The organism is Arcticibacter eurypsychrophilus (assembly GCF_001730525.1).
GTDB classification, from domain to species: domain Bacteria; phylum Bacteroidota; class Bacteroidia; order Sphingobacteriales; family Sphingobacteriaceae; genus Arcticibacter; species Arcticibacter eurypsychrophilus.
Window position 1 is genome coordinate 92,623 of the sequence record NZ_MDFN01000011.1, and the last position, 15,555, is coordinate 108,177.

10 protein-coding genes are annotated in these 15,555 nt (G+C 37.4%); 8 read left to right on the top strand and 2 right to left on the bottom strand.

What is annotated here, in order from left to right; all coding sequences use genetic code 11:
• Window positions 1–25: 25 nt before the first annotated feature.
• The 4 genes from dnaE (at window position 26) to BFL47_RS07775 (ending at window position 6,593) form a co-directional block, all read left to right on the top strand.
• Window positions 26–3,598, top strand: coding sequence for a DNA polymerase III subunit alpha (dnaE, locus tag BFL47_RS07760; RefSeq protein ID WP_069659238.1), 3,573 nt, complete (start codon window positions 26–28; stop codon window positions 3,596–3,598).
• Window positions 3,599–3,695: 97 nt separating this feature from the next.
• Window positions 3,696–4,016 carry a thioredoxin gene (gene trxA / locus BFL47_RS07765; protein ID WP_069659239.1) on the top strand — a complete coding sequence of 107 codons (321 nt, stop codon included), beginning with the start codon at window positions 3,696–3,698 and terminating at the stop codon, window positions 4,014–4,016.
• 54 nt (window positions 4,017–4,070) lie between these two features.
• Window positions 4,071–5,012: a DUF58 domain-containing protein gene (locus BFL47_RS07770; RefSeq protein WP_069659240.1), complete on the top strand. Its 942-nt coding sequence runs from the start codon at window positions 4,071–4,073 to the stop codon at window positions 5,010–5,012.
• A gap of 114 nt (window positions 5,013–5,126) precedes the next feature.
• Window positions 5,127–6,593, top strand: a complete 1,467-nt coding sequence (locus BFL47_RS07775; RefSeq protein ID WP_069659241.1) for a glycoside hydrolase family 130 protein — start codon at window positions 5,127–5,129, stop codon at window positions 6,591–6,593.
• Here BFL47_RS07775 and BFL47_RS07780 read toward each other — a convergent pair.
• Together BFL47_RS07780 and BFL47_RS07785 are read right to left on the bottom strand one after the other, a co-directional pair.
• Window positions 6,590–7,597 (bottom strand): glycosyltransferase family 4 protein, encoded by a 1,008-nt coding sequence (locus BFL47_RS07780; RefSeq protein ID WP_069659242.1) that lies wholly within the window; start codon window positions 7,595–7,597, stop codon window positions 6,590–6,592. The two genes, BFL47_RS07775 and BFL47_RS07780, sit on opposite strands and share 4 nt — an antisense overlap.
• Complete coding sequence (locus BFL47_RS07785; protein WP_069659243.1) at window positions 7,597–9,873, bottom strand: glycosyltransferase family 4 protein; 2,277 nt, start codon at window positions 9,871–9,873, stop codon at window positions 7,597–7,599. Before BFL47_RS07785 ends, BFL47_RS07780 begins: the two co-directional genes overlap by 1 nt.
• A gap of 989 nt (window positions 9,874–10,862) precedes the next feature.
• On the opposite strand from BFL47_RS07785, the gene spt reads away from it, so the two are divergent.
• From spt to BFL47_RS07805, 4 genes are read left to right on the top strand one after another with little or no spacing between them, the layout of a single operon-like run.
• On the top strand, window positions 10,863–12,065 hold the full coding sequence (gene spt / locus BFL47_RS07790) for a serine palmitoyltransferase (protein ID WP_069659244.1): 1,203 nt from the start codon (window positions 10,863–10,865) through the stop codon (window positions 12,063–12,065).
• Between the two features lie 2 nt (window positions 12,066–12,067).
• Window positions 12,068–13,189: a hypothetical protein gene (locus BFL47_RS07795; RefSeq protein ID WP_069659245.1), complete on the top strand. Its 1,122-nt coding sequence runs from the start codon at window positions 12,068–12,070 to the stop codon at window positions 13,187–13,189.
• Complete coding sequence (locus BFL47_RS07800) at window positions 13,186–14,184, top strand: NAD-dependent epimerase/dehydratase family protein (protein WP_069659246.1); 999 nt, start codon at window positions 13,186–13,188, stop codon at window positions 14,182–14,184. Before BFL47_RS07795 ends, BFL47_RS07800 begins: the two co-directional genes overlap by 4 nt.
• Window positions 14,185–14,226: 42 nt before the next feature.
• A complete protein-coding gene (locus tag BFL47_RS07805; protein WP_069659247.1) occupies window positions 14,227–15,555 on the top strand; it encodes an inositol-3-phosphate synthase in 1,329 nt (442 codons plus the stop codon).

Below are 15,555 nucleotides of genomic sequence, written 5' to 3' on the forward strand. Positions count from 1 at the left end.
GGTTTTTCCTATAGAACGATTAGCGATGCCGGAATTCTCTCATTTACATGTACATACACAATTCTCCCTTCTTGACGGAGCAGCAGATATTTCTAAATTGTATAAGAAAGCTGCTGCCGATGGCATGAAGGCTCTGGCCATTACCGACCATGGAAACATGTTCGGCGTGTTTAAGTTTGTTGCTGAAGCTGGCAAGCATAATGTAAAGCCAATTGTAGGTTGTGAGTTTTATTTAGTAGATGACAGGCATAAAAAACAATTTACCAAAGAAAAACGTGACGTTCGTTTTCATCAGCTATTTCTGGCTAAGAATGCGCAGGGTTATAGAAATCTGACTAAGCTTTGCTCTTTAGGTTACCTGGAAGGGTTGTATAGTAAATGGCCTCGAATTGACAAAGAATTAATACTTCAATATCATGAAGGACTTATTGCGACAAGCTGCTGTATAGGTGCTTCAGTGCCTCAGGCTATTCTTAAAAAAGGAGAAGAGGAAGCAGAGAAAGAACTTAAATGGTGGTATGATTTGTTTGGTGACGACTATTATATTGAACTTCAACGCCATGCAATTCCTGAACAGCAAATTATCAACGATACCCTTTTAAAGTTTGCTAAAAAATATAACATCAAAACAATTTGCACTAATGATTCTCATTATGTGGATCAGGAGGATTCAAATGCACATGATATATTGCTCTGTTTAAATACAGGAGAAAAGCAAATCACTCCAATAGCAACAGATGAGGAGGGTGGAAAAGGATATCGATTCGGATTTCCAAATGATCAGTTCTACTTTAAGACACAGGATGAAATGGGTAAGCTGTTTCATGATGTTCCCGAATCGTTAGATAATACCAATGAAATTATAGATAAAGTGGAGCATCTCAAGCTGAAAAGAGATATTATGCTTCCCAATTTCCCAATTCCTAAAGAATTCAGTATCCATAAGGATGACGTAATGAATCAATGGGAATTTCTGAAGGATATGACCATGAGAGGTGCGAAAGAACGCTATCAGGACATTACACCAGAAGTTCAGGAACGTCTTGATTTTGAACTGAACACGATCCGCATTATGGGATTTGCAGGATACTTTTTGATTGTATCCGATTTTATAAAGGCAGGAAGGGATATTGGGGTATTTATTGGCCCCGGCCGTGGTTCTGCTGCAGGTTCTGTTGTGGCCTACTGTACGGGTATCACCAATATTGATCCTATCAAGTATAATCTGCTGTTTGAGCGTTTCTTAAATCCAGACAGAAAGTCAATGCCCGATATTGATACAGATTTTGATGATGAAGGGCGCCAGAAGGTAATCGATTATGTGGTCGAGAAATATGGGAAAAACCAGGTTGCGCAGATTGTTACCTATGGCTCTATGGCAGCACGGAGTAGTATTGCGGATGTAGCGCGCGTTTTGAATGTGCCCTTGTCTGATAGTAATGCGTTGAAGAAAATGGTTCCTGATACCCTTGGCATTACACTTAAACAAGCTTTCGAACAGGTGCCCGAGCTTAATGCGATCCTGAAAGGGAATGACATGAAAGCACAGGTACTTCGTGCAGCTGGAAAGCTGGAGGGCCAGATCAGAGGTACGGGTATTCACGCCGCCGGTATTATCATTGCACCAGAAGATTTGACCAATATTATTCCGGTAGCCATTATGAAAGACTCCCCATTGCTAGTTACGCAATACGATGGACGGGTTATCGAAGATGCTGGAGTAATTAAAATGGACTTTTTGGGCTTAAAAACCTTAACCATTATTAAAGATGCCCTTCGGCTAATTAAATCAAATTATGGGATCTCCATTGATATTGATTATATCCCGCTGGATGACCTGACCACACTTGAACTATATCAACGTGGTGATACAAATGGAACGTTCCAGTTTGAAAGCGAAGGCATGAAAATGTATTTAAGGGAACTTAAACCTGATAAGTTTGAAGATCTTATTGCGATGAATGCGTTATATCGTCCGGGACCAATAGAATATATACCCAATTTTATTGCACGTAAGCATGGCCGGGAGTTGGTTACCTATGACCTTCCGGATATGGAGGAATATCTTGCGGATACATATGGAATCACGGTTTACCAGGAACAGGTGATGCTTCTATCTCAAAAACTTGCCGGCTTTACAAAAGGCGATGCCGATGTATTGCGTAAAGCAATGGGTAAGAAGGATAAAAAGATGATTGACAAATTGAAGCCTCAATTTGTTGAAAATGCAAAGGAAAAAGGGCATGATGCGAAGTTGCTAGAGAAGGTATGGACGGATTGGGAAGCTTTTGCCTCTTATGCCTTTAATAAATCGCATTCAACTTGTTATGCGCTTGTAGCCTTTCAAACAGCCTATTTGAAAGCACATTACCCCTCTGAATACATGGCGGCGGTATTAAACAACCAGAATAATATTGAGAAGATCACCACATTTATGGAGGAATGCCGCCGTATGGGTCTTGCTGTTCTGGGTCCCGATATCAATGAGTCGAACCTGAGCTTTGCAGTTAATAAGAAAAAAGAAATTCGCTTTGGTATGTCCGCTATAAAAGGGGTAGGCGAAAAGGCTGTTGAAAGCATTATTGAGGAACGTGATTTGAATGGGCCGTTTACTAGTATCTATGATTTTGCTAAACGTGTTAACTCACGAACTGTTAATAAAAGAGTTTATGAAAATCTGGCTTATAGTGGTGGATTTGATTGCTACGGTTTCAACCGTGCGCAATTCTTTTTTAAAGCGGATGGAGGCTTTTATAATGGTATAGAGCGCCTTGTTAAATATAATAATGATTATCAGGATAGTTTAAATACCTCACAGTCTTCTTTGTTTGGTGGTACTTCTGATGCAAATATTTCGGAACCCATCATGATTGATTGTGAAGAATGGGACTTGCTCGAAAAACTTAAATACGAAAAGGAAATGATCGGTATTTATCTTACCGGACATCCGCTCGATAATTATAAGTTTGAAATGAATAATTTCTGCACACATCAGGTCAGGCACTTATTGCTTTTAGCTGAGTCTAAAAGCGGTGAGATGAATGAGGAGGATGCAGAAGAATTTGAGAAACTTAAAAACAAAGAGATCTGTATTGGAGGATTAGTGTCTAATGCTGAAGATCGTTATACTAAAAATGGCAAGCCTTTCGGCTCTATGATGCTGGAAGATTATAATCATTCTGCTGAGATTGTTTTATTTGGTGAGGAGTATGTAAAACAAAAGATGTTTTTTGCAGATGGTTACTTTTTACAGATAAAGGGGACCATCTCTGAGCGATATCGTCAAAAGGATAATTGGGAGTTTAAGATTACTCAGATTTCATTACTATCAGATTTAAGGGATAAGATGTCAAAGTGTCTCACCATACACCTACCTTTACAAGGGTTATCCTCAACCTTTATAGAACAGATGGATGAGCTTCTTAATCTTAATATAGAGCAGAACCCGAATAGAAATTGTTTATTAAAATTTGCCATATATGATGAGGAAGAAAGAACCATCTCTGTAGAGATGCCTTCAAAGAATTTTAAAATATTTCCAAGTAATGAATTCTTACATGCTTTAAACTCCAAAAATATCATGTATCGGTTTAACTAGAAGGCTTTAAACATATCCCTGTCACAATGTCCCAATTAATTTGTGGTAAGGTTATTGTATTCATAAATTTGTTTAAGAACCACGTAAATAATTAAAAATGGCTATAGAAATAACAGATGCAAACTTTGATGAAATAGTTCTCAAATCTGATAAACCTGTATTAGTTGACTTTTGGGCAGAATGGTGCGGCCCATGCCGTATGGTAGGTCCTTTAGTAGAAGAATTATCTAAGGAATACGAAGGAAAAGCAGTAATTGGAAAAGTAAACGTGGACAATAATCCCGGTATATCTACTAAATTCGGAATTAGAAATATTCCTGCTCTACTGTTCTTTAAGAACGGTGAAGTTGTTGACAAGCAGATTGGTGCAGTACCAAAATCAGTACTTGCTGATAAGTTAGTTAAGCAATTAGCTTAGATTAAGTATAAAAAATTAGTTCTAGCCGGCTCCTTGGGGCCGGCTTTTTACTTTATGAGAAAAGTTCAGAAAGCAACATTACAACTCGAAGATATTAGTTCAGAGGGTTTTATTAATCTGGAACTTCTTGCAAGGCAAGTTGTAGAGGGCTTCATTACTGGTTTACACAAAAGTCCCTTTCACGGCTTCTCTGTCGAGTTTGCTGAGCATCGTTTGTATAATAATGGGGACTCTATTAAAAATGTGGATTGGAAGTTATATGGAAGAACGGATAAGCTATTTGTAAAGCGATTTGAAGAAGAAACAAATCTAAGATGTCAACTTGTTCTTGATGTATCGTCCTCGATGTTTTTTCCTGAAAATAAATTCAATAAACTAATTTTTTCAGCTTGTTCAGCTGCAGCGTTAATGCAACTTTTTAAACGACAAAGGGATGCATTTGGATTAAGCTACTTCTCTAATACCCTTGAATTTTCATCTGCCGCCAGGTCAACAACGGCTCATCAGAATTTCCTCCTATCGGAACTTCAAAACCTGATCCTACACAACTCCCAAAATAAACGAACAGCACTCGTATCCTCTCTGCATGAACTTGCAGAGAAGCTTCATAAAAGATCATTAGTTATTGTTTTTACTGATTTGTATGAGTCTTATACAGAAAAAGTTGATTATTCAGACCTGTTTGCTGCGCTACAGCATCTTAAGCACAATAAACATGAGATCATTATTTTCAACGTGCTCGACTATGAAAAAGAGATAAACTTTAATTTCAAAGAACGTCCTTATCATTTTATAGATATCGAGAACGGAGATGAGATCAAGCTGCATCCTTCTTTGTTGCGTGAAGCATTTAAAGAATCTGTTGCATCAAATTTAAAAGAGCTCAGACTTAAGTGTGCTCAATATTCAATCGATTTAATCGAAGCCGATATAAATGCCGGCTTTACTAATGTACTTCATTCCTATTTGATAAAGCGAAATAGAATGGCGGTTTAAACGTACTTAAATACATCCGAATCGTTTTATTTGTCATTATTTAAAAAAGATCAGTACATTGAAATTATTAATATTCATTTAAAATAATTGGCTAGATAGCCGTATATAAAATTTATGAGAATCCCTATTGAACGATCACCAGTTAAGGTTTACCCTGATTCAAAAAGAGTAATAGCACGATTTTTTTTTAACGGTGAAGAAAGAGCTAAAGGAATCATTAGAAGAGTAATGGCAATCAACGAGCAGGAAGTCTTCGGATTGATTTCTCCAATTTTGCAGGATTATTCTAAAAGACAAAGGAATATTACCCGTTTACTTCACAAACACTGTAATAAGTTAAAACATCTTTTTGAGGATCTAAATATTGACTATGATGAAGTTAAACATTATCGCAGACTTTTAATCGGATCTTATTTTACTCATGAATATTCAATTGAATCAGCTGCCTTTTTTAATCCTTCTATTGTTGAGGATCCCGATCAGAGTGATTTAGAAGAAGGACAAAAGCGACTGATTATAAGTTTTAGAGCTGTAGGCGAGGGGCATATTTCCTCAATCGTATTTAGAAGAGCTATTATTAATAAAGATAATTCAATCAATGTTATTCCTGTAGGGAACTATATTGATGAAGCTGAAGTAATAAGAAATGCGCGGTACAACAAGAAATTGTTTTTTGAAAAAGCCATAGCGTCAATTATAGATGAGGGTGTTTTAGAAGTTTTAAAAGCTAAGCTTGATGATCAATTTGAATACGCCGCTTTAAGGAAAATAATTATAGAGTGTCAGCGAGTTGAAGAAGATGATTATAAAAAGCTTCAGTATGAAAAGGTATTGTGGCTTTCTGACTCGTATTATGAGATGGTCTTTTCTTTGGATACCGATATTACCGACCGGGTTATTTTCCCTTATTCAGAACTTGAAAGAAAAGGTATTGAAGATGCGCGTTTTGTGAAATTTACACATGAGGACGGAAATCCTATTTACTATGCAACTTACACTGCTTTTGATGGGGCTATGATTATGCCTAAATTACTTGAAACCCGCGATTTTTATGACTTTAAAATAAGACCATTATATGGAAAGGGAGCTCAGAATAAGAACCTCGCACTGTTTCCACGTAAAATAAATGGCAATTATGTCATGATTTCCCGTATAGATGGATGGAACAATTACATCATGTATTCCAAAAATATTACGATTTGGGAAGATCCTATCTTACTTCAGGAACCAAAATACAACTGGGAGTTTGTTCAAATAGGGAATTGCGGATCGCCAATCGAAACCGAATATGGATGGCTTGTCATCACCCACGGTGTTGGTCCAATGCGAAGATATTGCCTTGGGGCTAGTTTGTTTAAACTGGATGACCCCAGTGTAGAAATAGGCAGATTAAAGGAACCATTACTGGTGCCAAACAAGGAAGAAAGAGAAGGATATGTACCAAATGTCGTTTATTCTTGTGGATCGATAATCAATAATGATAAACTAATTATACCTTACGGACTGTCTGATTATTCTTCTTCGTTCGCAATTGTAGGATTAAAAGAACTGATTGATAAATTAACTTCAGAGACACCTTAAGTAGAAATTATTTTTTGGTATACACGAATATAATCGGTCACCATTTTTTCAGTTGAAAATTTAGATTTGGCCCAGTTATGGCAGTAAAGGCGATCAATATGAAATATTGTCTTTACTGCTTCTGCCGCTTCGTCTATGGAATTTACCAATACTCCACTTTTTCCATCATCAATTAACTCAGGCATAGATCCTTTATTAAAAGCTATTACGGGAGTTCCACACAGCATCGACTCAGCAACGCTCATTCCAAAGGGCTCTTTAAAATTGATGGGATGTAATAGTGCTAGCGCATTTCCTAATAATTTATTCCGTTGCGATGGACCTACGTTTCCTATAAACTGAATCTGTTCATTCAAAAAGGGTTTAATCAGTTCATTAAAATAATGGGTATCCTGAATAAGGCCAGCCATTATCAGCCTTTTATTACTCTTAATCGCTATTTGAATAGCTTCAGATGCACCTTTATCACGATGAATCCGGCCCAAAAATAATAGGTAATCCTCTGGCGAATTATTAAAATCAAAGTCACATACATTCAATCCATTATATACGGTTGCTATATAATCAAGCTCTGGACTCCGGTTTGAATTACTTATGGACACATACTGAGTAGATTGGTTGTATTTTTTGTAAACAGGTAAAATCTTTTCTGATGAAAAGCCGTGAATTGTAGTTAAAAAGGGAGTTTTTATAAGTCGGGAATACGTTAAAGGCAGGAAGTCAAAATTGTTATGAATAAGATCGAAATTAGAAGATTTCTCCATTAAATTACTGATATGGAGGCATTCTAATACTTTGGCATCCTGGTCATTATCTTCCCCATATCCTTTTTTAACCACAGCATCAAGTTTTCCTTTAGTCAGGGAATCTGCAGTAGCAAATAACGTCACATCATGACCTTGCATCACTAACCCTTCGGCGATATTAGATGCAACTTGTTCCCATGGTCCATAATGCCTGGGTGGGGTCCTCCAGGCGACAGGTGATAATATAGCTATTCGCATTAAAGAACAGAGGCTGAAGCCTTACGTTTAATTTTATAATACCTTGACGCATCATCCATGCCTTTAAGAACCGCTATATGTGATATCAAACAAGCCAACGTGCTCTCTGCACCTTGATTTCTATTTATGCCACTCATTTGCAGTCCATCCGAACAGCCTTTTGTTTCTGAATCATACAAAGGAATCCGCAACTCATTCAGACCATAAAACCACATAAAGCTTTGATACATTTTATGTAGCATTTTAGGATCCTGAGTTAAATGATACGCTTGAGAATACATAAGTACCATGGCCATCGTTTCAATAGCCTGCTGGTCGTATAACGGCGCTTCGCCTCCCTTAATCAGCCACCCAGTATTCCCAACTGGAGTCAGATATTCTTTATAAAAGGTCTTTTCTTCTAAAAATGTCAATGATTCCAACGCAATTAAACGTACGCTTTCAATCCCTGTTATTTCACTGGAATGTAATAAGGCAAGCGGAAGTATAGCATTATCATAGGTCATGCTCGATTCAAACCAATGCCAGTTTTCTGACCTGTTAGCCTTATAAGTTGCCACCAATTGTTCGGTGAGTATTTGAAGCTGGGCCATCATCTTTCCATCTGATGGATAAGTCTTCAAATAATAAGTCACCCCGATCAACGTATTCGCAATTCCCCGAATATAGCGTAGGTTCTTAAAATGAGGTATCGAGTATCGAAGCAAATCTTCGCCAAACTCCCGGTATGAATTGTTTGGTGAAGCATTTATCAGGTAGCCCAATGCCCAGATAGTTCTGCCGAACGAATCTTCAGAGCCCTTTTCATCCAGATAGTCACGGTTAAAACTCAGAAAGTTTCTGAAATTTCCATCCTCGCGCTGCATGTAATGGATATAACTCAGATATTTAGGAAAAAGTTCCAACGCTTCCGCCGATTTATCGTATTGATGTACCATCAGCATAAGGATCAGGGCACGTGAATTATCATCCAGACAGTAACCTTCTTTATAATTTGGAATGCCGTACTTGGCATGCTGTATTAAGCCTGTTGAGTCTGTAAGCCGTCGGATATGTGTGAGGTCAAATGGAGGCAATGATTCTTTTTCGGGAAGAGATGTCGAATTCTCCGTTTTGGACCTTGCATCTTTTATGGCCTTGTTAAACGCATTGATATATTGTTTGCCAATAAAAGGCCATCTCAGATGTAGGCCGTATTCGTAGGCATTCTTCTTTAACTTGGTTAATTTGTCTTCGTTATCAAGCAAATCATTAACAATATCTGCCAGCGTATTGAAATCTTTAAAATTAAATAATCGGCCTCTATTGTTATCTAATAATTCCTGGGCATGCCAGTAGGGAGTAGAAACCACAGCGGCACCTGCACCAACTGCATAAGAAAGGGTGCCACTTGTAATTTGTGCTTCGTTTAAATATGGAGTTACATAAATATCGCATGCGGTAAGGTAATGCATTAACTCTTCTTCTGAAACAAATTTATTGATAAAGAAAAGGTGATCTGCAACCTGTAGTTCTTCCGCAAGTTGCTTCAATGAATCTCTGTATTCTTCGCCCGAATTCTTTATAACACCAGGATGTGTATTTCCCAATATGACATATACAGCATCTGGATGTTTTTTTACAATTCCTGGAAGAGCACGTATCACAGTTTCTAATCCCTTATTCCGGCTGATTAATCCGAATGTAAATAAGGTCTTTTTGCCCTTAAACGGAGCCAGATTCTTTACTAAATTAATCTTAGGTGACTCTAAATCGGGAACACCATGTTCAATTAACTGTATTTTTTCTAAAGGTATACCATAAATGGTAGTCAGAAACATAACCGCTTTTTTGCTCATCACCACTATACGTGAGGAGTGCTGTGCAATTTGTCGTGTGATGAGTTTTTGGGTGTAATTAGGCTCCCGTAAAACAGTATGAAGAATAGTAATCAGCGGTTTTTGTAAAGAGGTAAGTAATGACAATAGATAAATTCCACATTCACCACCATAAATTCCAAACTCATGCTCTAAGATACAAGAGTCAGCATCGCTGTTATTAATAAACTCTGCTGCATGGATGTAATCCTTTTGTTGCTCTTGGCGTATTACGAATTTTACTTCTTTCGGATAGATGTACTGCTTAATATCATCAGAATCGTTAAGTGCTACTACAAATCCACTATCTGAGAAAACTTGATCTTTAAAATTAGAGCTTATGGCCAGAATCAGATTGCTGTTAAATGTAGCAATTCCACATTCACGGGGTAAATACGTAGAAATATATGCTATTTTCATTATAAGACTAACATTTTTAAGACAGACATTGTTTTTAAAACCTATTGATTCGGTCGTATGTAGGTAGCCTGGGATCTACTAATCTAATCAGAGGGATACAATTAACATCGATTAAATGATGCGTTGTTTTGAAAACATGTTGTTTGCCGAAAATAGTTTAATAAGAATAAAAAACCTTAGCAGCACATAAATGTACGAATTAACATGCTGTGCAATAAATAATAAAAGGATAGATGCGAGTTGTGTTAAACCTCAATAAATGAGGAGTGTAGTTGTAAAACAGAACGTATTCCAAGATCAGAACAATGGCTATCCTGCACTGTCTCAATTTTATACATAACAAATCTATTTTTCCTTTAAAATAGTCATTCAAAATTATAGCACAACTTATTATTTAAGCTCTCACTAAAAATGAACTATTTTTAAACTAATCCGCAGTTTAGACAATTCCGAGCGGAGAAGGTGCGGAGAAGGTGCGAGTCATCTGGAAGTAAAGTGAAATTAAGTTATGAGGCATACTAGGAAAAGTACCGCGAATTGAAGTATTTTTAAACGCAGATTTTAAATATAATCTTTTTTAATAGATACTGCCATTTTTTGCTTAAATCTTCGAAACAGAGAAAATTAAGAATGCAAAAATCCAACATACGCTGCTTAATTTGAAATTAATCGTACTAAAAAAAAAGATTTACGCCTAATTGTTCACGTTTTTTTGTTGTTTAAAAAAAATATTTTTATATTAACTTGTTCTTTTTATATTTAATGTTCTGAAATACAATATCATGTAAATTTTTTTTATTTAAACTAGTGTTGGATTTCAGTTAAGCATTTACTTAGACGCGAAAAAATATTGAGATGAGATTAATTGATCAATTAACGTATTTTTGACTTTTTGCGGCTAATGGTCAAATAAGACAAAAAAAAGACCAAATAAAAGCGTATAATCACATAAATGAGTTTTACTTTTACAAAAAATTAACTTCACCTTAATGCGTAAAAAATTACATGATCGGGTTCTTTCTTTTACAGAAGCATTAGAAATTAAAAGAAAGGGTTTGTATCCATATTTCCGGGCTATAGAATCCGGCCAGGATACAGTGGTGTTTATTGATGGTAAGGAAGTTTTAATGTTTGGCTCTAATTCATATTTAGGCCTTACAAGTCATCCCAAAATCAAGGAAGCAGCCAAACAGGCAATTGATAAATATGGCACAGGATGTGCAGGTTCACGTTTCTTAAATGGAACGCTGGATATTCATTTGGAATTGGAGCGCAAGCTTGCTACCTATGTAGGTAAAGAGTCCGCTGTAATTTTCAGTACTGGCTTCCAGGTCAACCTGGGCGTTTTATCATGCGTCACCAACCGAAATGATTATCTCATCCTTGATGAGTTTGATCATGCTTCAATTATAGACGGAAGTCGTTTATCTTTCTCCAAAACTATTAAATATGCTCACAATGACATGAATGACCTTCGTGCAAAATTAGCTTTGTTGCCAGAAGAAGCAGCCAAAGTAATTGCAGTAGATGGTATATTCAGCATGGAAGGTGATATCGTTAAGTTACCTGAAATAGTTGATCTGGCAAATGAATTTGGTGCGAATATCTTTGTAGATGATGCACATAGTCTGGGAGTTATCGGTGTAAATGGTGCAGGTACAGCATCCCACTTTAACCTGACTGATCAGGTCGATTTGATTATGGGTACTTTTAGTAAATCACTAGCCTCTTTGGGCGGCTTTATTGCTGCAGACGAAGCAACCATTGATTATATTAAACATAGAGCCCGTTCTTTATTGTTCAGTGCAAGTATGACTCCTGCAGCAGTTGCAAGTGTTATTGCTGCTCTTGATATTATTCAGGCCGAACCACAGATCATTGACAAACTTTGGGATAACACCCGATATGCTAAGAAGCTATTGTTAGAGAATGGTTTTGATATTGGTCATACTGAAAGTCCTATACTGCCTATCTATGTTCGTGATAACGAAAAAACTTTCCAGGTTACCAATGATTTATTACTGGATGGTGTGTTTGTAAATCCTGTTGTTTCTCCTGCTGTGCCTTCAGATTCATCCTTACTTCGACTTTCACTGATGTCGACACATACGTTTGATCAGATTGACGAAGCGGTTGATAAATTAACACGCGCCTTTAAAAGACGTGACATATTTGCAGCCATAAAGAATTAGAAATGAAAGTGCTTGCTCTTGAAGGACAAAAAAGTTTAAAAAGTTTTATTGATTTCCCACATGATTTATATCGCAATGATCCGAATTATGTACCCGAATTATATATTGCTCAACATGATATATTGACTCCGGGCAAGCACCCTTTTCATGAACATTCAAAGGTTCAGTTATTTCTGGCTTATGATGATCAGAATAAAGTTTGTGGCCGGATTGCCGCTATATTAAATAACAATCATAACACATTTAATAATACCACTGACGGTTTCTTTGGTTTCTTTGAATGTATCAACAACCAGGAAGTAGCAACTGCGCTTCTTAATGAAGCTGAGGTATGGTTGAAAAAACAAGGTATCACAAATATAATCGGCCCAGCAAATTTTTCTACAAATGAAACAGTAGGTCTCCTTGTTGATGGGTATGACAGTCCCCCTGTCGTGATGATGCCTTACAATTACTCTTACTATCTTCAACTGATTGAGAATGCAGGATATGCTAAAAAAACAGACTTGCTCGCTTATGATGTGCCTTATGATACACATAATGACCGGTCTGTAAGATTACTAGGTGCTTTACAAGCCAGATTGAAGCGAAGCAATATCATTATCCGGAAATTAAACATGAAAGACTTCAAAAATGAAGCCGCCAAATTGCGCGATGTTTACAATCAGGCATGGGATCGAAACCTGGGATTTGTTCCGATGACGGAAAAGGAATTTGATCATATGGCTAAAGACCTTAAGCTAATTTTAAATCCTGAATTCTGTCTTGTTGCTGAACAGGGTGATAAGTTTATAGGCTTTGCTCTGGGGATCCCTGATATTAATCAAGTGCTCCGAAAGGTAAAAAGAGGTCGCTTACTGCCTTTTGGCATATTTAAACTTTTGTTTGGCCTTAAAAAGGTTGATTGGTTAAGGGTGATGGCTTTGGGTGTGCTAACGGAGTATCGGAAGCTTGGAATTGAGGCGTGTCTCTACGGTATAATTATTCAGAATGCAATGGCCAATAACATAAAAGGTGCTGAATGTTCCTGGATGTTGGAGGATAACTACATGATGAATAATGCGATTGAGGCCATTAACGGCAAAATATATAAAAAATACAGGCTTCTTGAAAAGGCTTTATGAGAAAACGGATCCTAATTACAGGCGCCTCCGGGTTTGTAGGTTCTCATCTTATAACCGCTGCTCTTGATGAAGGGTTAGAAGTGTATGCCGCTGTTCGATCTTCCAGTAATATAAAAGATTTTCAATCACTACCGGTCCATTGGGTCAATCTCAGTATGTCCGAGCCTCAGAAATTACAGTCTGAACTAGAGCTAAATCAATATAACTTCATCATCCATTGTGCCGGATCGACAAAAGCAAAAACGCAACGTGATTATGATTACGTAAATGCGGAACTTTCAACAAACCTGGCAAGCGCAGCTGCTCAAGCCGCTATTCCTCTGGAAAAGTTTGTCTTTGTGAGTAGTCTTGCTGCATTAGGGCCGATCGGCTATGAGGATAATAACCCTATAGAGGTTAATCATGTGCCCCGACCAGTTACTGCATATGGGAAAAGTAAACTTCTTGCTGAAAAGCAGTTGAAGGAAATAAAGAATCTCCCTTTAGTAATTGTTCGCCCTACAGCTGTTTATGGCCCCCGTGAAAAGGATATTTTCATTGTCATCAAAACTATAGCTTCAGGTCTGGAGCCTTATATTGGCAGTAATCCACAGAAATTAAGTTTTATTTATGTGAAAGACCTTGTCAAGGTGCTTTTGGTCAGTTTGCGTACTACTATTCCCATAGGAAGTAGCTACAACGTATCCGACGGAGCCGTATATTCAAAATATGCACTGGCAGAAATCACAAAAAACTTATTAAAGAAAAAAACATTTAAGTTCCATTTACCGATCCCACTGGTAAGTCTTCTAGGGTCTTTAATGGAGTTGATATATACGTTCAGAAGCGATGCGCCAGCACTGAATAAAGAAAAAGTTGCCGAATTAAATGCTGAAAACTGGTCCTGCTCTATTTCTGCGTTGAAACAGGATATGGATTTTATTCCTGAATACCCACTTCAAAAAGGAATGGAAGAGACCTTATTGTGGTATAAGCAAAATAATTGGCTAACCTAAGATTGTTATTTTAATAGTTTAATAACTGATAAATCAATAGAAATGAAAGAACAAGTAAAACCTGCTACAGGTAAGTTGGGAATTCTGATTCCTGGTTTAGGTGCTGTGGCGACAACTTTTATTGCTGGGGTAGAGGCCGTTAAAAAGGGTCTCGCTCAACCAATAGGATCCCTTACTCAAATGAGTAATATTCGTGTTGGTAAAAGAACGGAAGATAGAAACCCGAAGATTAAAGACTTTGTCCCTTTGGCCGATTTGAATGATATTGTGTTTGGTGGATGGGATGTGTACGCAGATAATGTATATGTAGCTGCCTCAAAAGCAAAAGTATTGGAAAAGGATCTTTTATTTGCGGTAAAGGCAGAATTAGAAGCTATCGTTCCAATGAAAGCGGCGTTTGACAGGCGTTATGTTAAAAATCTGGATGGCACTTATATTAAGTCTTTCGTGACCAAATATGATTTGGCCGAACAGGTTATTGCCGATATCCGGAATTTTAAAGCGGATAATGATTGTGAGAGACTGGTTATGGTGTGGTGCGGATCAACAGAGATCTATCATCAGATCAGCGATGTGCACCTTACTCTGGCAGCTTTTGAAGAGGGATTGCGTAATAATGATCCTGAAATTGCCCCAAGTATGATTTATGCTTACGCGGCTCTTAAAGAAGGCGTTCCTTTTGCAAATGGTGCTCCTAATCTAACGGTGGATACTCCAGCTTTGTTAGAACTGGCTAGTTTGACGCATACTCCTGTTGCTGGTAAGGATTTTAAAACCGGACAAACCCTCATGAAAACAATTATTGCCCCAGGTTTAAGCGCCAGGGCGCTTGGTGTTCGTGGTTGGTTTTCTACTAATATCTTAGGGAACAGAGATGGTCTGGTATTGGATGATCCGGATAATTTCAAGACGAAAGAAGTCTCTAAACTTAGCGTTTTGGATGAGATCTTCAGACCGGAAGCTAACCCGGATTTATATGCGGATATGTACCATAAGGTTCGAATTAACTACTATCCCCCACATGGTGATAATAAAGAGAGCTGGGATAATATTGACATATTTGGTTGGTTAGGATATCCAATGCAGATTAAAATTAACTTTCTTTGTCGCGATTCTATTTTAGCTGCCCCAATTGTATTAGATCTTGCCTTGTTTATGGATCTATCCAAGAGAGCTGGAATGTCAGGAATTCAGGAATGGTTGTCCTTCTATTTAAAGTCTCCTCAAACTGCCGAAGGGTTAAGGGCTGAGCATGACATTTTTAAACAATTAATGAAATTGCAGAATACATTGCGCCATATGATGGATGAAGATCTAATTACCCACCTCGGTTTAGATTATTATCAGGACCTGGTTGACTCTATTCAATAA

What these genes read in the sequence shown, in the direction of transcription:
- spt (WP_069659244.1), top strand. Translation starts at nt 10,863, where the DNA reads ATGCGTAAAAAATTACATGATCGGGTTCTTTCTTTTACAGAAGCATTA.
- BFL47_RS07800 (WP_069659246.1), top strand. Translation starts at nt 13,186, where the DNA reads ATGAGAAAACGGATCCTAATTACAGGCGCCTCCGGGTTTGTAGGTTCT.
- BFL47_RS07795 (WP_069659245.1), top strand. Translation starts at nt 12,068, where the DNA reads ATGAAAGTGCTTGCTCTTGAAGGACAAAAAAGTTTAAAAAGTTTTATT.
- BFL47_RS07775 (WP_069659241.1), top strand. Translation starts at nt 5,127, where the DNA reads ATGAGAATCCCTATTGAACGATCACCAGTTAAGGTTTACCCTGATTCA.
- dnaE (WP_069659238.1), top strand. Translation starts at nt 26, where the DNA reads ATGCCGGAATTCTCTCATTTACATGTACATACACAATTCTCCCTTCTT.
- BFL47_RS07770 (WP_069659240.1), top strand. Translation starts at nt 4,071, where the DNA reads ATGAGAAAAGTTCAGAAAGCAACATTACAACTCGAAGATATTAGTTCA.
- BFL47_RS07780 (WP_069659242.1), bottom strand. Translation starts at nt 7,597, where the DNA reads ATGCGAATAGCTATATTATCACCTGTCGCCTGGAGGACCCCACCCAGG.
- BFL47_RS07805 (WP_069659247.1), top strand. Translation starts at nt 14,227, where the DNA reads ATGAAAGAACAAGTAAAACCTGCTACAGGTAAGTTGGGAATTCTGATT.
- trxA (WP_069659239.1), top strand. Translation starts at nt 3,696, where the DNA reads ATGGCTATAGAAATAACAGATGCAAACTTTGATGAAATAGTTCTCAAA.
- BFL47_RS07785 (WP_069659243.1), bottom strand. Translation starts at nt 9,873, where the DNA reads ATGAAAATAGCATATATTTCTACGTATTTACCCCGTGAATGTGGAATT.